We start from the raw sequence: 19,326 nt of genomic DNA, 5'->3' as shown, positions 1-19,326 counted from the left end.
TGGTGTTAAAAACCGCGGAGGTTTTTTATTTTCATCCCATGAAATCATTTAATACTCGCACGGCACAGCTCTCACTCCTTCCATTTCTACTCTTTATCGTATTGTTTTTGGGCTCCGGCTTGATATTACAGGCTCAGGGCGTTGAACGGGCCTTTCAGCAGCTTCCCGGTCACGTGGCCATTATCCCTTCATTAATCCTTGCCGCATGGCTTCACAGAGGGAAACTAACCGAGTCGATAGCACTTCTTGTAAAAGGAATCGGCAATAGCAATATTATTACGATGTGCTTGATTTTTCTGCTTGCAGGTGCGTTTTCGAGTGTAGCTTCTGCAACCGGCGGCGTAGATGCCGTGGTCAATGCAGGACTCCAGCTGATCCCTGCCGGTTTTGTTCTTCCGGGGCTCTTCATCATTGCGGCATTGGTTTCCCTGGCTATGGGAACCTCCGTGGGAACCATTGGCGCACTTGCGCCGGTGGCAGTTGGTTTTGCCGATCAAACGGGAACCGACCCGGCGCTGATTGCAGGTGCACTGTTTGGCGGGGCCATGTTCGGTGACAATCTTTCCATTATTTCTGATACAACGATTGCAGCTACTCGAACTCAAGGTGTTCCGATGAAGGACAAATTCCGGGAGAATATTAAAATTGCCCTGCCGGCTGCAATCATCAAAGCTTTACTGTTAGTTGTTTTGGCAACTGATGCCGGAACTGTATCCAATGAACCCCCGCAATGGCTGGCTACCATTCCGTACCTGGCCATTCTTATTTTGGCTGTTGCAGGGATGAATGTGTTTCTGGTTTTGATTCTGGGGGTTTTAATGGCAGCCTTTCAGGGTATGCTTTTATCAGGGTATGAACTATCGGCATTGGGAGGAGATATTGCATCCGGTTTTGCGGATATGCATGGTATCATGATTCTAGCCATGTTTGTGGGAGGCTTGGGAGAGTTTATCAAACAGCAGGGTGGATTACAGTGGATTTCCGGTGTGATTACCCGGATGGCCGAAAAAGCTTCCAGAAAGGGTAACAGGGCTCAACAACTGGCGATAGGGTGGCTTGTATTTATTACAGATATCTGCATTGCCAATAATACGGTCTCCATTGTTGTAACCGGTGAAATAAGTAAATCTATCGCCGAAAAGCATAACATTTCTCCCAGACGAACTGCCAGTTTATTAGACATTTTTGCCTGCTCTGCTCAGAGTTTTATTCCTTACGGTAACCAGGCACTACTGCTCAGTGCTACATTTGCCATTTCACCTTGGGATGCAGTTACACACAATTACTATGGATTTGTGTTGCTGTTTTTTGCAATCGGATTTATACTTTTTGGCAAGAGTCTAAAATGGGATAGTTCATAATCCCGTTTTTTTGGACTTAGAATGGAGTATTAACTAAGTTGGTTTTGTTTTTTTGATGTAAAAGTGCTTATTAATTTGTTAATTGTGCTTGATGTATCTCAATTGGAACATATAGTTGAAATAAATATGAGTAAGGGTAAAAATAAAGATGATAAAAGTGAGAATGTTCACGACAACTTAGAGAAAGAGAATCTCTCACTTATACTTGAAACCCTGGAGGGGATCAACAATACAAATGAGTTTAAAACTGTGTTGTTCGAAAGTATGGAGGCAACCAGATTGGTGATGAACTCTGAAGCCAGTTCACTGCTGCTTGTAGATGATGAAAAGGGTGAGCTCTTCATAAGTGTTCCAACCGGGCCGGCCAAAAATGAGGTAGCCGGAAAAAGTATCCCAAAAGAGAAGGGAATTGCCGGTTGGGTGTTGGAAAATAAAAAACCTTATTTCACCAATGATGTGACCAAGTCGGACTATTTCTATGGTGATTTGGTTGAGAATTTTACAACTACAAATTTGATATGCGTTCCGCTGATCAACCGTAATGATGAGGTTGTGGGGGTTATTCAGGCCTTAAACCGAAGGAATAATGAAGAGTATCATGAAGAGGATGTGCCGGTTTTTGAGGCACTGGCTACTCATATCACCATAGCAATTGAGAGAACCAGAAAAATTGATGCGATGCGGGAAACCATTCATCAAAAAGATGTAATGATTGCAGAGATACATCACCGGGTAAAAAATAACCTGCAAGCACTTTCAGACCAGATACAAAAAGACACCAAAGAAATTTCCGATCAGAAGGCTAAAGACCTGTTTAAAAAGGTTGAGGTCAGAATGAAGTCGATGTCTAAGTTGCACGACATGCTGGTAGAGAAAAAAGTAAATGAGAATATCGATCTGCACTCTTACATCAAAAACCTGGTTGATAAAATTGAAGATTCCATGAGTTTCCACCAGCTGGATATTGATGTAGATGTATCAGGCAGTCAGTTTAAGATCTCTCAAACAAAAGCACTTCTTTGCGGGCTGATTCTAAACGAGCTTCTCATAAATGTATACAAACATGCCTACATCGAGGGGACAAAGAATGTGAATAAAATAGAAGTCAATGTAGCGAATGATGAGGGGCTGGCTATTTTAAGTGTAGCCGATAATGGTATAGGACTGCCCGACAACTTCACCCTAGAGTCGAAGCAAAACATCGGTATGTGGATTGTACACGAACTGCTTCAAAAGTTGAACGCTGAGATGACCATTTTAAATGACCCGGGAGCTAGATTTACCATTACATTTAAATCATAGAAGAGATTTTTACAACACGGTTTATTACTGAGTATTATAATCCTTCCCCTTAATATTATTAAGGGTTAGCCTTTATCCTGAAAATTAATTATACATTAAAGAGATAAATTAATTCAGGTTACTATGGAATCTTCAGAACTAAGCAATATCAATCCGGATGACGGTTTGCAGGAACTGCCGGATAAAAACCTGCGTCTGTTACTTGATACGATAGAAGGGATCAATCAAACCAAAGAGTTTAAATCGGTCTTGATTGAAAGTATGGAGGCTATTCGGCTTGTCATGAATTCAGAGGCAAGCACCCTTATTCTGGAAGATAAGGAAACCGGAGAGTTGCACGTAAGTATGCCAACCGGTCCGGTAAAATATGATATTGCAGGAAAACGCATTCCAAAAGATCAGGGGATTGCGGGATGGGTTGTATCGCAAAAAAGGCCTTATCTGACGAATAACCCCGCCGAATCCGAACATTTTTACGGTGAACTGGCCGAAGGTTTTAAAACACGGAATATTATCTGCGTGCCTTTAATAAACCGTGAGAACAAAGTGATTGGGGTGATGCAGGCACTGAACCGCCGGGATAATCATGAATTTACATCCCGGGATATCCCTGTGATGCAGGCATTGGCCTCTCATGTTACGTGTGCAATTGAACGGACCCGGCTCATCGACAGACTCCATGAACGATTGAAACAGAAGGACACCTTGATCGCCGAGATTCATCATCGAATCAAAAATAACCTACAGGTAATTCTTTCAATTGTTGAGAACGAGTCGTTGGATCTTGAAAAGAGCAAGGCAAAAGATGTTTTGGATGATGTTGGCCACAGAATTCGTTCGATGGCAAAGCTTCACGAAATGCTTAGTGAGAAAAATCTGAGCAACAGAGTCGAACTTGGAAAATATCTGAAGCAGCTATCGCAGACGATAGAAGAGACGATGAGTTCTATTCTATACAATGTTAAACTCGAACTGAAGAGCGAAAAAATTGAAGTAAGGCAAGATCAGGCACTCCTTTGCGGTCTGATTCTGAATGAGCTTCTAATCAATATCTACAAACATGCCTTTATTGAAGATGATGGAGAGGGGCAAATTGAGATAACCTTAAAGAAACTGAATGGTGAAGCACTCCTCGAAGTGTCTGATAATGGTGTCGGATTACCGGAAGATTTCCAGTTTGAAAAGAGAGAGTCGATTGGAATGTGGATTGTTGAAGAACTATTGAAAAAATTGAAGGCAACAGTCAATACCGAAAGTACTGAGGGAACAAGATTTAGAATCACGTTTCCCGTTTAATAAATCAGATTGGCCATCTCCCTAAACCCCTCATTGTGAATAAATTGGCCAATAGCCGATTAAAAGGAGAGTTGATTATCAAATTCATCCCGGTTTTGTAAGACAGGTTTTTTGTTTCCGCACGGCCAAGATGCATATTCATTTCGGCTCGCTTGGCAACCTGTTTAGCAATTTTACGCTGAGTATCAGAATATTGATTTAAGAAAAACTCTTTTTTTACAGGTTGCTTCTTTATTTTCATGAGTGTGTTCAGACACTCCTCTGCATCGAGCCAGCCCAGGTTCATTCCTTGCCCGCCAATTGGGCTGACAACATGCGCAGCGTCGCCGGCAAGAAGTATCCTGTTTTTATGAAAGGATTTGGCTAAAAGATGCTGTACGCCAAAGCTGCTCAACATATAATGATCTGTTTCGGATAAGTGAAAACCGGTTCGTTTAAAAACAAGCTCAGTGATCAGATCCGGATTCGACGTTTCAATGTACCGATCGGTTTTCACAACCCAGCGACGATGTCCGTTTGGAAGAGGAAAAGATTCAACCAGTCCGCCTTTGTGGAGATAGACGGCAGCTTTTTCGCCAAAATCGGTATTATCGTCAAAATCGCCCATGATGTATGTATCCGGATAGGAACTGCCCTCAAAAGGAATTTGAGCACTTTTCCGGGTGTGGCTTTGAATACCGTCACAGCCGATCACGTAAGAAGCTGTTATTTTGTTGGTTTCGCCATTCTTAAGGTAATCAACTTCAACCCTATACCGGTCTTGATTGACCTGTTTAACATCGGCACCTCGGATGAGGCACTCTTCATTGAGACTCCTGATCCATTCCTCCAATATTTCTTCCGTCTTCCACTGCGGAATGGCTAAGATGTAATTGTGAGGCGGAGGACAATATTCAAATGAGACCTCTCCAATTTCCTCCCGGTTCCAGAAAGCAACACCTGATTTAATTTTCAGCCCATGCTCAAGAAAAGATTTTGAGATTCCTGCTTTATCAAAAATATCGAGAGAAACAGGGTGGATGCCGAGAGATTTAGAATGGTGATCAATGGTGGATCTCTTTTCCAATACTTTACAATGAAAACCACTTTGTAGCAGTCTACCGGCAAGATAAAGACCTACCGGTCCGCCACCGACAATTACAATATCTAATTCAGAATTACTCATTCAGTACTTGTTTGAACCATTGCCAGTAAACGAAATGGGAACTTTCTTTCCACTTTCCAGGGCTCGGGTAAAATTGACTGCAGTTCGCTTTTTCTGAAACTTCGGCGAATAGATAGTTTTCCATCCCGGCTGATAAAACTGTTACGGAATATCAAGGGGGCTGAGATTGAGAACAGTCCATAGCCTATATCACTTCGTTCAATGTCGTTAAATATCACGAGACGGTGGCTTAATTTTTCTGCGTCTCGGCTAATGTTGACTAGCTCATCAATACTCAAATGATGCATCAAATGGTTTGAGATAACGATATCATAAGATTCTCCATTCTGAATCAGCGTATCTGTTCGAGCTGACAATAGCTGAATATTATCATCCCAGTCCATCTTTTTTGAATATTCATGCGCTCTGGAGTCCGGATCGATACCTGTAAATTGAACATCAAGATTCTCTTCTTTGCAGAGTTGATTTAGAAACCAGATTACATCACCTCCGCCACACCCGATATCAAGGACTGTTGTCGTGCCGTCAATATCCTGAATTACCGGTTTCAGGAAGGAGTAAAAAATATCTTTCCAACCGGACAGTAATCGGTTCAAGGGGCCAAATTGGCGATAGGTATTGAAAAGCAGTTGCTTATCGCAGTCCGGGTGATCCATCCACTCGGTTAATTGTTCATTTCGATGCTTTAGAAAAATTGGCATCAGTGGCTGGTAACTTTTGTAAGGAGTGCGGACTCAAGCGTTAAGCCCGGACCAAAGGCCATTGCCAATGTCCGTTGGTTTTTAGCTTCCAAGTTCTGATCCAGAAGCTCTTTTAGTACATAGAGAACCGTAGCACTGCTCATATTTCCATAATTAGACAGCACGTTTCTGGATGCTGCAAGTGAGTCAGACGGCAGTGAAAAAGTTTTTTCAACTTTGTCCAAAATGGCTCGCCCGCCCGGATGAACTCCCCACAAGTCGATATCACTTAGAGTTAATTCGTATTGCTCAAGAACCGGGTCTAAAAAGGGATGCAGTCCTTCCTCCAAAAGGTCCGGAATGTAGCTTGAAAGAACCATATTAAATCCTGTGTCGCCAATAGACCACGCCATATCCTCTTTGCCCTTTTCAGTGACTGCAGAAGCAAAACCGTCGACTTGATATGCAGTATTTTCAGGTTTACGGCTACTTACAATCGCTCCGGCCCCTCCGTCTGCAAATACGGAGGCCGATAGCAGATCATCCATTTTGGGATTGGCTTGAAAATGTAGTGTACAGAGTTCTACAGAAACAACCATTACGTTAGCCTCAGGATTTGCCTGACAGAACTGATCAGCCATTTTAAGAGCAGGAATTGCGGCATAACAGCCCATAAAACCAAGATGGTATCTCTCTGTTTTTGGGGACAATCCTAACGATTTAATGATGTCATAATCCGGTCCAGGCGCGTAGAATCCGGTGCAGGATACGGTGATCAGATGTGTAATGTCGTCTGCATCAAATTCTGATTGATCTAAAAGTTTATGAGCGACTTCAATAAACAGTTTTCGTCCTTCACGAGTGTAAGTGTCATTTCGGCTGGCAGTACCGGGAGATGCTCCCTGACCATTAAAAAAAAGCCGGTGATTCGCCGTTTTGCGGAAATCGTCTACAACAGAGTAACGTGTGCTGATGCCTGACCGACTGTAGATGTGATGAATGATCCGTTCATCCCGCTCACTGCCAGGCACAATCTCTTTCATCCTATCTCGCAGTTCATTTTGCTGATAAGAAAATTGTGGTACTGCGGTTTGAATAGTTTGGATGTAAGCAGACATACAGTGAGTTTTTATGGAATCGTGTTAGTACTATCAACCTGATGCCGTGTGTAATTCGTTCACTCGCATCACCATGTGATGTTTGAAATTTGTAAAATCACTATTTTAAATTGTTATAATCAGTAGAAAAAAATGTGGAGTGTATGATTATGAAAATCCGATTCCTCACACTTTTTATTTTGTTGATTTCCGTCTTACCGTTTGCGGGTACAGCGCAGAGTCAGTCAGACCACGCAGATGATGAAAAATCAGAAGAATCAATCATCCTTAGTCCGGCAGCAGGTGTACAGGCTTATCAAATGACTGATCGTGGAAATTATCATTCACTGAATGGTTTGGTTATAGGGAAGGGAATGTTGGGTTTTGAATCAATATACAGACAGCCGGGAGCGCGTGCCGATCTCGGCTTTTCCCTTTCAGCCTATTATGAGGCTGGCAATTCCGAATTCCGAGATGATAATCTGCTGATTGGCGCCCTTAACGTTGGCCGAAATTTTTCGATATCAGAGTTCACCAATTTATCCGGAAGTACAAAGTTGGAGATCTATTTTAGAATATCACCGGGTTTTGGTGTGGCCGGACGTGGTATTTTTGATAATGTAAGCACACAATTTTTTCCGGGAGTGACTGCCACAACAGAATTTGGAGCGATCTATCACTTTACCGAGAGGGTATCTCTTTTTACCAACGCAGGTGGCAGGTATTACTGGTTCCCCGGGCTAGATGAAATGGGGGTATTGGGAAGACCGGCAGTAATGTTTGGTTTACAGTTTAATCTTACCGGTGGATTCTCTCCGGTTAGATTTTAACTGCACTGTTTTCCAACGCCTTTGTCTTTCTGTAGAAACGGATGTTGTGCAAAATTCCAGCCACGGTTAGTCCGGCAATCAAGCCTCCCCACAGTCCTTGGGCGCCGTACTCTGCAATAAATCCGAGATAGTATGCTAGTGGAATACCGATTACCCAGTATGCAATTAAATTGACATACATAGGCACTTTGGTATCTTTTAAACCGCGCAGTGCTCCAAAACCGCTTACCTGTAGTCCATCCGACAACTGAAAAATGGCCGCCATAAAGAGTAGCTGAACGGCAACATCTGTTACAGCTCTGTCATCGGTGTAGATTCCGGTAATATATTCCGGAAACAGAAACATAGTCATGGCAGTGAATGCCATAATAGTACTGGCCAGCCCCACTCCAACATATCCTCTGAATCGCGCTTCATTGGGACGTTTTCGTCCAATGGACTGGCCGACTCTTGCCGAGATAGCAACGGAAAGTCCGAAGGGTATCATAAAGGTCATGGAGGCAAAATTGATCGCCACCTGGTGTCCGGCAACGGCTACCGTACTGATGGTTCCAACCAACAGGCTCACCACAGCAAACATGGTGACCTCCATCGTTGAACTGATACCGATGGGGACTCCAATGCTGAGGAGCTCTTTCAAATATTTCTTTTCAGGCCAGCGGAACTTGCCGAAAATATCGAACCGTTTGTACGCTTCAAACCCTACAGTAAACCACAACATGGCGATGAACATGACTGTAAAAACAATGGCCGAAGCGTAGCCGGTTCCTATCGCTCCAAGCTGAGGGAAGCCGAATTTTCCAAACATCAGCACATAGTTTGCCGGAATGTTAACCAACAGTCCGATTACGGCAATAAACATGGCCGGACGGGTTACACTTAACCCTTCATTAAAATACCTGAGAGCTCCAAACGCATAAGCAGGAAAAATTCCCCAGGCGATCGCTTTCAGATAACCGGATGCGATGGGGATAATTTCATCCGTGATACCAATTAATACGAGAATAAAATCAAGATTTCGCAAAAGGAAAAAGCTGGGAATAGCCAGGATCAGGCTCAGCCAGAGAACCTGCCTGGCATTTTTGCCGATCAGCTTAAAATTACGTCCGCCAACATTTTGTGCAACGATGGGAGTGACCGCCATCATGCAGCCAAGACAGAGAACAACAAATGGCATTAAGGTACTGGACCCTACGGCAACAGCGGCAAGATCTTCCGGAGAGAGTCGTCCTGCCATCACGGTATCCACAAAACTCATGCTCATTTGAAGAAGCTGTGTGATGATGACAGGCACACCAATTTTTAGCAAAGACGAAAGCTCCTGGCGTATGTCTGTTCGATATGTTGGTTGATTCGTATCCATTAATTTGAGAGGGCAAATGGTACGAAGATTTAGAGAGAGTTGTTACTTTTTGATCGCCCGAAAGTCAACGATATTAATATGCGGGAAAAGTAAGGGTGAATGTTGTGCCTTTGCCCGACTCAGAATCAAAAGTGATGTCCCCTTTATGGGCTTCAACAATTTTTTTGGTAATTGCTAAACCGAGTCCCGTTCCGCTCGATTTCGTAGAAAAGTTGGGCACAAATATTCGGTCTCGGTCTTCAAGGTCAATGCCTTCCCCGTTGTCAGAAATCTGAACTTTGATGAATCGATTCATTTTATTTGCACTGATCTGAATTTTGGCATGACCATTTGAGTGTGCTTCAATTCCATTTTTAACCAAGTTGACGAAAACCCTTCGAAGTTCACCTTCTACTCCGCTAATGATTAAATCACTACCATTTAATTCATGTTCGATTTTAACAGATTCATCATGACTGTAGAGTTCAACAATGGAGGCTAATAGTTTTTTCAGGTCAACCGGTTCAAATGGATCCTGTACGGGTTTGGCAAACTTGGAAAAGTCTGATGCAATTTTATTTAATGATTCAATCTGCTCTATAATATTCCGGGCTGTTTTTTCGATGACAGGCTTCAGCTCCATCACATTTTCAGGATTAGCTTCCAATCTCTGCTGAAGGTGCTGGAGATTAAGTTTCATCGGAGTGAGCGGATTTTTAATCTCATGAGCAACCTGCTGGGCCATCTCTTTCCAGGCGGCTTCGCGTTCGGCTTTGACAAGCTCTTTTCGGGCTGTTTCAAGCCGTTCGGCCATTTCATTATATGCTTTAGCTAACGTGCCAATCTCATCTTTGCCGGTTACGGCTACCCGGGTATTCATTTCACCTCTTGAAATTTTATTCAAACCACCCTGAATAATTTGAAGTGGTTTGGTCAGGCGATTTGATAAGATTACAGTACCGATGATAAAGACTCCAAAGATGGCTAAATAGATCACGAATAGTGAGCTTGTAGCTTCTAAAAGCTGTTCCCTGTAAACCGGAGACTCTACAAATGTTGGAATGGCTACAGCACCTGCCGGCTGATTATCTTCATCTAAAAGAGTTCGGTAGCCAATTAAAAGTTGTTGATTGGCTACTTCTGTAGTGGTCGTATAGTGTCTCCGTTCTCTGTTGTATAAAAAATCGAAGACATCAAATGGCATCGTTCGAGGGATCACATACTGCTGAAAAATTTGAGGTGTTGTAGAATCTAATACATTGGCCTGGCTGTAAAGAATAGCATCTACATTAAGGGGTGATGCAAACTCAGCCAGACGCGAATTTCTGGATCTCGACTCCTGAAATTCTCCCCGCATGGATTCCCCGAGGCTATTTAGTTTAGTAATCAATTCCCGTTCAACATTCTTCTCATTTTGCAGGCTTACAGAATGCTGGGTTGCAAAAATTAAAACAGTCAAAAATAAGATGGTTGCTAAAGTAAGTCCGTCCAGAAGCCGGTGCTTAAACTTTCGACTCTGTCCAAAAAGCCTGAAAATTCTAAACCCTACAGTAGAGAAAATTGCAAATAAGAAGAGTCCAAAAAAGATCAAAACGATCTGATATCTGAAGAATGAAAACAAATGCTGATTGAAACCGGGCAAGGGAGAGCTGGCTTTAATAACCGTGTTGTCATTCTGTTTGATTAAGATTTCGCGAAACTGTCCCTGTGGGGTTACATTGGTAATGAAGGCCACAGAGTCACGATTTGAGATTTCAGCTTCTCTCGTGGGTAAACGGTTATACTGTGGCTGATTATCGTAAATTCCCTCCATTGCAGTACGATTAACCTTACCATCAATAAATTCGGCAATATAGAGACTCTGTTTCCAATTCTGTTCAGTATCGGCGGATAAAACGGCTCTCATCGGCCGGTTAAAATCTGGACGCTCGAGATATGCAGCTGCAAAAATCCATGCGATGATTTCATTAGAACTGACCTCATCGTAAATGGGGATCCAACCGCGGTAGAATGAGATAAATTCTTCTCCAAGATCTGTGGGTCGGTTGCTCCATATGATAGGTTGATTTGTTACCCTCCGAAGTTGTTCTCCTTCGTAAGAAGTTCTCATTAACGTCATATTGACCAGAGATCGCCAACCCGGTGAATCAAGATTGGTTGAATAATCGCTGATTAGATTTCCATCCGTAGTGAGAAGTTGAATTTCAAATGAGTGTTCCCTCCACTCCGGACGGATACTGTTTTGAATGGCACGCTGAAATTGTGCCTGAAGTATAGCCCTGCGTTCGGCAATATCTTCTGATGTAAGAAAGATCAGAGAGCTTTCCAGATCAGAGAGGAGTATTTCAAGTATTTCCTGAGTATTGGCGATCTCTTCATTTGCAAAATTATTTGCAGATTCGGTCAGCTGCCGATCCAATATCCTACTGGATGAACTCCATATTAAGAAATAGAATGTAGCTGTTATCAAAAAAACAGATAGCAACACTTTTCTGAATCCGGACATGTCGAGGAAATGATCGGTTCGCTCATGAATGAAATGAATCAGGAAAAGCAGAGTGATAAAGAGCACAAATCCGGCTATAAAAATGGGTGTAAATAGTGATTGCAAATCTAACAGAAGATCAAGTAAAAAATAGAAAAGCAGGAAACTAAAAAGGGAAGTGGTTCCAATAACGACAGATTTATCCACTTCAAAACGATAGAGGTAAAGTCCGGCGCTGATTATTATGCCGGATATTGCCGTAAAGAAAATGGCAGATGAGATATAGAATATAAATACGGAAATCTCCGGAGCCAGTTCCAGGTCAAGTAGTGAAAGAGGCGTTTCAATAAGAACCTTTTCGGTTTGATCGAATAAAAAAAGAATAAGCACGGCTGACCCCGCGCCAAAAAGTGAAGCCAGCAACAGCGTTTTTAAATGCGAATCCTCGCTCGATTTTATATTTGTTAATAAAACGTATCGAGATAGCGGGATCAGCGTCAGAGACAGAAAAAAGGCATGCACTATATATTCAGCCAGTATTCGATAGGAATCGGCCTGCCAAAGCTTTGGCAATAACTCCGGATAGATCCAATCGGAAAGAAGATTGAACTCAAAAAACAGAATCCAAAGCAGAAGGGGTAGCAGAATAAGAATGCGGATGATTGCAAGTCTGTTTGAATGGATACAGAATGCGGTGAATACCATGACCAGCGAAAGAGCTAATAGCAGAAGGATCGAAGCTCTCCATTCAGTTAGATTCTCAGTCAAATTCTGCCGGTAATTGCCGTAGTCAGCAGGGTTCGCATAGACGGTACCTACAGAATCAGACATTTCCGTAGCCAGGTTTATGTAGGGAAGATGATCAGGAAATGGGGAGAAAAAATTAAAAGTTACCGGAAAATTATTCTCTAATTCCGGCGAATCTGAAAGGTGATAAGATACTTTATCAGCAAAAGGCAGGTTTGTGGTTTGTTCAATTTTTTCGGCAGTGAGAAGTAGGTATCTGCCCTCGTTAACAGAAAATGCCCTTTGCCCAAACAGGTACACAACATTGTTTCGTTTGAGCAATGTTACCAAAAGTGAATCAGATGTTCCGTTTGTTAGTGTAGGGGATGGCGTTAAGCTAAATCCATCCCAAACCCATTTGTCATTCTCTTTATGAAGTGCAGAACCCCAAAATGTGTGACTTTTCAACCGGTTAAAGATGGCCGGTTTATTTTGTTCGGTTAAGGGGAGCTGGGAAATTTCACTGTAAAGTTCATCAGAGCGGTTCCGGAACTCCCGATAGGTATTGTCAAAATGTTGCTCTGCCTGATCTAAACTGAGTTGGATTTGATCGGTAAGTTCATCCTCTTGAATGGTTTGACCCGGCCATAGAGTCACTTCGAACAGAACTAAAAATGCAAGTAGAAGTACAAAGCTAAATAAGCTGAACTTCAGGAAGTATTTTTTTTGGCTGCTCAAATTTATGGGATATTAATCAGTTCATATACTGCTCGGCCTAATGTTCTGGCATTATGCAAAGCGATTATGATACAGTATCCTCAATCTGAGTGACTTTTGCATCATTCCACATTCTTTCGATACCATAGTAATCCCGTTTCTCTTCGGTAAAGATATGTACTACTACATTCACGTAGTCCAGGATCACCCAGCGTCTAGAATCTTTTCCTTCCTGCTGCCATACATTCTCTCCGAGTTCTTCTTTCACTTTTTTCTCCACACTGTTTGCAAGCGCTCTGATTTGAGTGTCGGAGGTTCCGTGGCATACAACAAAATAGTCTGCCAAAGTTGTCAGTTCCCGTACGTCGAGTAAGACAATATCCTTAGCTTTTTTTTCGAGTAACCCTTCCGTGATGGCATCGATAAGTTTAGACGTATCGTACGGTTTCTCAGTTTTCGGCTTTGTGAATTGTGATTTTGTTGATTCTGTGGTATCTGTCATAGGCGTATGATTATAAATTTAGTTTTTCAAAATCTGATCCAATGATCAGTGTTACATCAAGATAATATTCGGGAGATTCTTCTCGTAGAATAAATTGATCCTGAACGCCAATAGCCCTTGCTACCCTGCGTGCATTTTCAATTTGTCCGTTTCGTGAAATTACAAGCGTGTTAGGTACTTCGAAATGATCAAAGTTTCCTGTTTCAACCACATCAAACCCAAAGTTTCTGAGAGTACCGGTAAATTGATTGGCAAGTCCCGGAATTCCAACTCCGTTTAAAACTTCCATCTGAATTACTGTACTGATAAGTGCGGGATCTTGTACCGCCCGTTCATTAACAATACGGGGATAGAGTAACCGGGTTCCCAAAGCAAAAAGCAGAATCAATAAGAGGACACTTAAGAACCCAATTACGGCATTTAGAATTAAATTATTGGTCTGTTCGCTTCGGTTTTCCTGATTCATGAACCGTAATTAGTAACCGATAGGTCTTCTGCTAAATGGAGAATAGTAATTGCCGAACGAGTTGCGGTATGGGTTTTGAGAGAATTCAAGAGAAATTCGGGTGTTCTCTGAAAACTTGTAATCAATTCGTGCACTGTCAATAATGATCTGAGTACCCAGGTTGTCATTATTCATAAAACTGTTGCCAAATGGGGAGTGAAGAAGTGAAACGTTCAATTGAGCATCCAGTTTGTCACTCACATCAAAAAACATGGAATTAGTATAGGCATTCAGGTTTTGAGTTTGACCGCCAAAATTGGTGAATGACATACTGTAGGAGTGACTCATAGTCATATTTAGCATATTCATCCAGTTACCCAGGGAAGAGCCGTTTTGTGTGTGAGTCACTGTCCCTGTGTACTCCTCCGGTTGAAAACGAAGATCTTCTCTGAGTTGTGCTTCAGCAACCAGGGCCGTAAACGTAAATATCAGAATCAGTGTGGTAAAAAATTTCATGGCAGTCAATTAATCTGAGAAAGTGATTAAACCGATAAACGATCGCAAGCATAATTAATTATACAGAAACGGCAGCAGTTAGTAAATAAAAATGAAAAAAATAAAACAGGCTGCTTTTCGCTCTAAAATTGTAGACTCATTCCAGGCCTATTTGTTAAATGAAACAAAACAGCCTATATTTGAAAGCTTCAATAATAATGAATTTATTAACAAAAAATTCCTACCGTTTTGAAAATGAAACTTACGGATTTCAAATTTGAAATCGAAGATTTTAATGTACCTGAAGAGCCACTTGATCCAAGAGATTCTTCAAAATTAATGGTTCTGAACAGAGAGGATGAATCAATCAAGCACGAGACGTTTTCTGATATCCACAAATATTTGAAAAAAGGCGATGTTGTTGTTTACAACAATACGAAAGTTTTTCCGGCTAAGCTCAAAGGCAAAAAGGAAAAAACAGATGCCGATATTGAAGTGTTTCTATTAAGGGAGTTAATGCCCGAAAATATGCTCTGGGATGTATTGGTTGAGCCGGCTCGTAAGATCAGAATTGGAAATAAGCTCTATTTCGGTGAAGATCTGATCGCAGAGGTGGTAGATAACACCACTTCACGTGGCCGAACTATCCGATTCCTTTATGATGGTCCCAACCAGGATCTCTACGATCGTTTGGATGAAATAGGTGATATGCCTCTTCCTCCATACATCGAAAGAGAGCCAAAAGAGAGTGATAAAGAGAAGTATCAAACCATTTTTGCTAAAGAGCGCGGTGCGGTTGCTGCACCTACAGCCGGCATGCATTTTACTCCGGAACTTGTTGAAAAGCTCGAGAAAAAAGGCGTAGACTTTGTTCCTGTTACTTTGCATATCGGCTGGGGTACATTCCGAAATGTGGAAGTGGAAGATTTAACCAAGCATTGAATGGATTCTGAGAACTTTTTTATATCCCAGGAATCATCCGACAGGATAAATGAAGCTTTGAAGAGTAAAAAGAACAGGGTTATTGCCTGCGGCACATCTGCAGTTCGGGTTATCGAAACAAGCGTGATGGCGAGCGGCATGTCTAAGCCCGGAACAGGCTGGACTGATAAGTTCATCTATCCTGATTACGAGTTCAAAATTACTGAAGGGGTTATTACAAATTTCCACAGACCTGAATCTACATTATTGATGCTGGCATCTGCATTCGGTGGTTTCGAATTTGTTAAAAAAGCTTACAAAGAAGCCGTAGCAAATGATTACCGGTTCTTCTCTTTTGGGGATGCGATGTTAATACTTTAATGTTTTGGGGCTCGATTCAAAACATTTGACACTTGTAGTGCCGGCAGCAGGGTCGGGGAGCAGGCTTGGGGAAGATATTCCTAAACCGTACCTGACTATTGCCGGTAAAACAATTCTTGAGCATACATTATTGAAGTTCAGGGACATAAATCAACTCAGAGAGATTGTAATTTCTACATCTGACCAATACTTGGATCAAACTCGAGAAATTGCAGATGCTGTTTTTAATACTCAATCCGTAAAAGTAATTCGAGGTGGGGATGAGCGGCAGAATTCTGTAATGAACGCCCTTCATTCTGCATCCGGGTCGACCGATTTTGTGGCGATTCATGACGCTGTCCGTCCATTTGTAAAGAAAACTCAAATAGAGAATTGTTTAGTAAAGCTGGATTCAGAAGACGTTGATGGAGTTGTTTTAGCCGTTCCTGCTAAAGATACGATCAAGGAAATCGGCAGTGACAATCTTATAGAGAGAACACCGGATCGAAGTAAGGTTTGGCTTGCTCAAACTCCACAAATCTTTAAAAAGGAAGTGTTGATGAAAGCTTATCAAAACGCAGCTGAATCTGGAGTTAAAGGAACGGACGACTCTTCCCTGGTTGAAAGGATCGGAGGCAGAGTGTTGGTTGTTGAGGGGGATGGAGATAATTTTAAGATTACCTTTCCGTTGGATTTGCGGCTGGCAAACATAATGCTTTCAGGAAGATAAGATGGATATAAGAATTGGATATGGATACGACGTTCATGCCTTTGAGGCAGGAGAAGAACTGGTATTGGGCGGAGTTAAGATTCCTTTTCAAAAAAAATTAAAAGGTCATTCAGACGCAGATGTTCTATTGCACGCCATTACAGATGCCCTGTTGGGTGCATTGGCATTGGGTGATATAGGAGTGCATTTTCCGGATACGGATCCTGAATATAAAGGTGCGGATAGCTTAGGGTTGCTGGAAAAAGCCTACGATATGGTATTGGGTAAAGGTTACTCTTTATCAAATTTAGACGCTACAATTATTGCAGAAGCGCCCAAGTTGAATCCGTTTATACCGGATATGGCTAAGAACATTTCGAGTGTATTGAAGTGTAATGAAGATCTGGTATCCATTAAAGCAACGACAGGAGAGAAAATGGGATTTGTGGGAAGAGGAGAAGGGATTGCTGTTCAATCGGTAGTGCTTGTGAAAAGGGATTAGTACAATTTGATATGGTATTCGAACTCTATATAAATCAAATTGTAGATTGGGTAATTACACTCTCTCCGGCAGAGATTTACCTGGTTTTTGCAGTGGTAGCCTATGTTGAGAATGTTTTGCCTCCTATTCCGGGTGACCTGTTGGTTGCATTTGGAGGGTATCTGGCGGCAGAGCAGGTTGTTGGATTTTTCCCTCTGCTTATAATAACTACAGTTGCTTCAGTTGTGGGTTTTATGACTATGTATATGATCGGTGCACATTTTGGTCATAAAATTGAAGAGCAAAGGAGCAGGTTTTGGTTGATGCGAATCGTAGATGTAAAGTATTACGATAAAGTAAAGAGATGGATGCAGCGATGGGGGCAGGGGGTTGTTTTTGCAAACCGATTTTTGGCCGGGACCAGATCTGTGATATCGTTGGCTTCCGGTGTGTCAAAAACAAAAGTTAGTACAACTTTGTTGAGCTCAACGGGAAGCTCGTTGATTTGGAACTTTTTGCTGCTATTGATGGGTTGGGTCGTGCATGAGAATTGGCAAATCATCGGCCACTATTTAAATATTTACGGCAGGGTGATTTTAGTAATTATTATACTTGCTGTGGCCGGCAGAATTATCTTTAAAAGACGACTTAAGAGTAAAAGTAGAAAGGCTAAAAAAAATTAACAGAAAGGGTTGATTAATATCAGAGATGTTTTTAGCTTTTAAGTCTTTCGCGGGTGGGAAGTGATTTCCATCTTTAAAAAGAAATTGAGGGTTTCAGAAGAGTGATCTCTGTAGTTGTATCGGCTCTCATATACATATTGAAAATTTGACCAGCCAGTGTAGCTCAGGGGTAGAGCAGCTGTTTTGTAAACAGCCGGTCATCGGTTCGAATCCGGTCACTGGCTCTTTGGGAGCCTATTTTGTGAGGGGGGATACCAAAGTGGCCAACTGGGGCAGACTGTAAATCTGTTGTCGTAAGACTTCGCAGGTTCGAATCCTGCTCCCCCCACTTTTGCGGGCGTAGCTCAATTGGTAGAGCATCACCCTTCCAAGGTGAATGTTGCCGGTTCGACTCCGGTCGCCCGCTCTCTGAAAAAAGCCGATATAGCTCAGGGGTAGAGCACTTCCATGGTAAGGAAGGGGTCGTCGGTTCAATTCCGACTATCGGCTCTTCAGGTTGAATGTTCAAGAAAAATAAATCATAAATAATCTTTTTTACCATGGCAAAAGAGAAGTTTGAGCGGAGTAAGCCGCACGTAAACATAGGGACGATTGGTCACGTAGATCACGGTAAGACGACATTAACGGCAGCGATTACCACGGTAATGGCGAAGACCTACGGTGGAGTTGCCAAGCAGTTTGCGGATATTGACAATGCACCTGAGGAGCGCGAGCGTGGGATTACCATTGCGACGGCTCACGTGGAGTATGAAACCGAAGATCGTCACTACGCTCACGTAGATTGCCCGGGTCACGCCGACTATGTGAAGAACATGGTGACCGGAGCGGCTCAGATGGACGGAGCGATTTTGGTGGTTGCCGCTACCGACGGTCCGATGCCACAGACCCGCGAGCACATTCTGCTTGCCCGTCAGGTAGGTGTACCACAGATTGTTGTCTTTATGAACAAGGTAGACCTGGTGGACGACGAAGAACTTCTGGAGCTGGTAGAGCTTGAAGTTCGTGAACTCTTGTCATCCTATGAATTTGACGGGGACAACATTCCTGTGATTCAGGGAAGTGCCCTTGGCGCGCTGAACGGCGAGTCGGAGTGGGAAGAGAAGATTGTGGAGCTGATGGATGCTGTGGATGACACGATCCCAACACCGGAGCGAGATGTAGACAAACCATTTTTGATGCCTGTTGAGGATGTATTTTCCATTACAGGTCGTGGTACAGTAGCAACCGGACGTATTGAGCGTGGGGTTGTGGAGCTGAACGACGAGATTGAGATTGTAGGAATTGTAGAGCAGCCGATGAAGAGTGTGGTTACCGGAATTGAAATGTTCCGTCGCCTGCTTGACAGAGGAGAGGCCGGAGACAACGCCGGTATTCTGCTTCGTGGAATTAACAAGGAACAGCTCGAGCGCGGAATGGTTCTTTGCAAGCCCGGTTCGATTACTCCACACAAAGAGTTTGAGTGTGAGGTATACGTACTGAGCAAGGATGAAGGTGGACGACATACTCCATTCTTCAAGGGATACCGTCCGCAGTTCTATTTCCGTACAACGGATGTAACCGGAGCGTGTGAGCTTCCTGACGGAGTGGAGATGGTCATGCCTGGCGACAACGTGAAGCTGAATGTGAAGTTGATTCAGCCGGTAGCGATGGAATCAGGGTTGAGATTTGCGATCCGAGAGGGTGGCCGTACCGTAGGCGCCGGAGTAGTAACTAAAATACTTGACTAAAG

16 protein-coding genes, 4 tRNA genes and 1 pseudogene are annotated in these 19,326 nt (G+C 42.7%); 13 read left to right on the top strand and 8 right to left on the bottom strand.

Translation table 11 applies throughout. The features are described from left to right. The first annotated feature begins 38 nt into the window (after positions 1-38). The 3 genes from CWD77_RS12540 to CWD77_RS12530 all read left to right on the top strand — a co-directional run bounded on the left by CWD77_RS12540 (position 39) and on the right by CWD77_RS12530 (position 3,959). Positions 39-1,361: a Na+/H+ antiporter NhaC family protein gene (locus CWD77_RS12540; protein WP_101074015.1), complete on the top strand. Its 1,323-nt coding sequence runs from the start codon at positions 39-41 to the stop codon at positions 1,359-1,361. 126 nt (positions 1,362-1,487) lie between these two features. Beyond that, positions 1,488-2,663 carry a GAF domain-containing protein gene (locus tag CWD77_RS12535; RefSeq protein WP_101073932.1) on the top strand — a complete coding sequence of 392 codons (1,176 nt, stop codon included), beginning with the start codon at positions 1,488-1,490 and terminating at the stop codon, positions 2,661-2,663. Between the two features lie 123 nt (positions 2,664-2,786). Continuing rightward, the gene (locus CWD77_RS12530; RefSeq protein WP_101073931.1) at positions 2,787-3,959 is read left to right on the top strand and encodes a histidine kinase dimerization/phosphoacceptor domain -containing protein; all 1,173 of its coding nucleotides are present in this window, start codon (positions 2,787-2,789) and stop codon (positions 3,957-3,959) included. Between the two features lie 4 nt (positions 3,960-3,963). On the opposite strand, the gene CWD77_RS12525 is transcribed toward CWD77_RS12530, so the two are convergent. The 3 genes from CWD77_RS12525 to CWD77_RS12515 are packed head-to-tail and all read right to left on the bottom strand — an operon-like array spanning position 3,964 to position 6,922. Beyond that, positions 3,964-5,124, bottom strand: a complete 1,161-nt coding sequence (locus CWD77_RS12525) for an FAD-dependent oxidoreductase (protein ID WP_101073930.1) — start codon at positions 5,122-5,124, stop codon at positions 3,964-3,966. Then, positions 5,121-5,825 (bottom strand): methyltransferase domain-containing protein, encoded by a 705-nt coding sequence (locus tag CWD77_RS12520; RefSeq protein WP_101073929.1) that lies wholly within the window; start codon positions 5,823-5,825, stop codon positions 5,121-5,123. The genes CWD77_RS12525 and CWD77_RS12520 overlap by 4 nt, the downstream gene beginning before the upstream one ends. Beyond that, positions 5,825-6,922, bottom strand: a complete 1,098-nt coding sequence (locus CWD77_RS12515; RefSeq protein ID WP_101073928.1) for a type III polyketide synthase — start codon at positions 6,920-6,922, stop codon at positions 5,825-5,827. The genes CWD77_RS12520 and CWD77_RS12515 overlap by 1 nt, the downstream gene beginning before the upstream one ends. Before the next feature lie 149 nt (positions 6,923-7,071). Here CWD77_RS12515 and CWD77_RS12510 point away from each other — a divergent pair, with 149 nt between their 5' ends. Then, positions 7,072-7,731 (top strand): hypothetical protein, encoded by a 660-nt coding sequence (locus tag CWD77_RS12510; RefSeq protein WP_165779151.1) that lies wholly within the window; start codon positions 7,072-7,074, stop codon positions 7,729-7,731. Here CWD77_RS12510 and CWD77_RS12505 read toward each other — a convergent pair. From CWD77_RS12505 to CWD77_RS12485, 5 genes are all read right to left on the bottom strand, one after another. Beyond that, complete coding sequence (locus CWD77_RS12505) at positions 7,721-9,094, bottom strand: MATE family efflux transporter (protein WP_101073926.1); 1,374 nt, start codon at positions 9,092-9,094, stop codon at positions 7,721-7,723. The two genes, CWD77_RS12510 and CWD77_RS12505, sit on opposite strands and share 11 nt — an antisense overlap. A 73-nt stretch (positions 9,095-9,167) precedes the next feature. Further along, positions 9,168-13,022, bottom strand: coding sequence for a sensor histidine kinase (locus tag CWD77_RS12500; RefSeq protein WP_101073925.1), 3,855 nt, complete (start codon positions 13,020-13,022; stop codon positions 9,168-9,170). Positions 13,023-13,086: 64 nt separating this feature from the next. Then, positions 13,087-13,503, bottom strand: coding sequence for a ribosome silencing factor (gene rsfS / locus CWD77_RS12495; RefSeq protein ID WP_101073924.1), 417 nt, complete (start codon positions 13,501-13,503; stop codon positions 13,087-13,089). A gap of 10 nt (positions 13,504-13,513) precedes the next feature. Next, positions 13,514-13,969 (bottom strand): LytR C-terminal domain-containing protein, encoded by a 456-nt coding sequence (locus CWD77_RS12490; RefSeq protein WP_101073923.1) that lies wholly within the window; start codon positions 13,967-13,969, stop codon positions 13,514-13,516. 9 nt (positions 13,970-13,978) lie between these two features. After that, positions 13,979-14,464 (bottom strand): hypothetical protein, encoded by a 486-nt coding sequence (locus tag CWD77_RS12485; RefSeq protein ID WP_101073922.1) that lies wholly within the window; start codon positions 14,462-14,464, stop codon positions 13,979-13,981. Between the two features lie 234 nt (positions 14,465-14,698). Between CWD77_RS12485 and queA the strand changes: the two are divergent. From queA to tuf, 9 genes and pseudogenes are all read left to right on the top strand, one after another. After that, a pseudogene (gene queA / locus CWD77_RS12480) lies at positions 14,699-15,745 on the top strand (tRNA preQ1(34) S-adenosylmethionine ribosyltransferase-isomerase QueA). A 25-nt stretch (positions 15,746-15,770) separates the two neighbouring features. Next, complete coding sequence (gene ispD, locus CWD77_RS12475; protein ID WP_165779150.1) at positions 15,771-16,454, top strand: 2-C-methyl-D-erythritol 4-phosphate cytidylyltransferase; 684 nt, start codon at positions 15,771-15,773, stop codon at positions 16,452-16,454. 1 nt (position 16,455) lies between these two features. Continuing rightward, positions 16,456-16,935: a 2-C-methyl-D-erythritol 2,4-cyclodiphosphate synthase gene (ispF, locus tag CWD77_RS12470; RefSeq protein WP_101073920.1), complete on the top strand. Its 480-nt coding sequence runs from the start codon at positions 16,456-16,458 to the stop codon at positions 16,933-16,935. Between the two features lie 11 nt (positions 16,936-16,946). Further along, positions 16,947-17,597, top strand: a complete 651-nt coding sequence (locus tag CWD77_RS12465) for a DedA family protein (RefSeq protein ID WP_101073919.1) — start codon at positions 16,947-16,949, stop codon at positions 17,595-17,597. 152 nt (positions 17,598-17,749) lie between these two features. Then, positions 17,750-17,821, top strand: a tRNA-Thr gene (locus tag CWD77_RS12460). A gap of 21 nt (positions 17,822-17,842) precedes the next feature. Then, positions 17,843-17,925: transfer RNA gene (locus CWD77_RS12455), tRNA-Tyr, on the top strand. A 5-nt stretch (positions 17,926-17,930) separates the two neighbouring features. Beyond that, a tRNA-Gly gene (locus tag CWD77_RS12450) sits at positions 17,931-18,003 on the top strand. Positions 18,004-18,014: 11 nt separating this feature from the next. Next, a tRNA-Thr gene (locus tag CWD77_RS12445) sits at positions 18,015-18,086 on the top strand. 50 nt (positions 18,087-18,136) lie between these two features. Beyond that, positions 18,137-19,324 (top strand): elongation factor Tu, encoded by a 1,188-nt coding sequence (tuf, locus tag CWD77_RS12440; protein ID WP_101073443.1) that lies wholly within the window; start codon positions 18,137-18,139, stop codon positions 19,322-19,324. Positions 19,325-19,326: the final 2 nt, after the last annotated feature.

The organism is Rhodohalobacter barkolensis, assembly GCF_002834295.1.
Lineage (GTDB): Bacteria > Bacteroidota > Rhodothermia > Balneolales > Balneolaceae > Rhodohalobacter > Rhodohalobacter barkolensis.
Note: the sequence above shows the minus strand (reverse complement) of the source record. Positions and strands in the feature narration are given on the sequence as shown.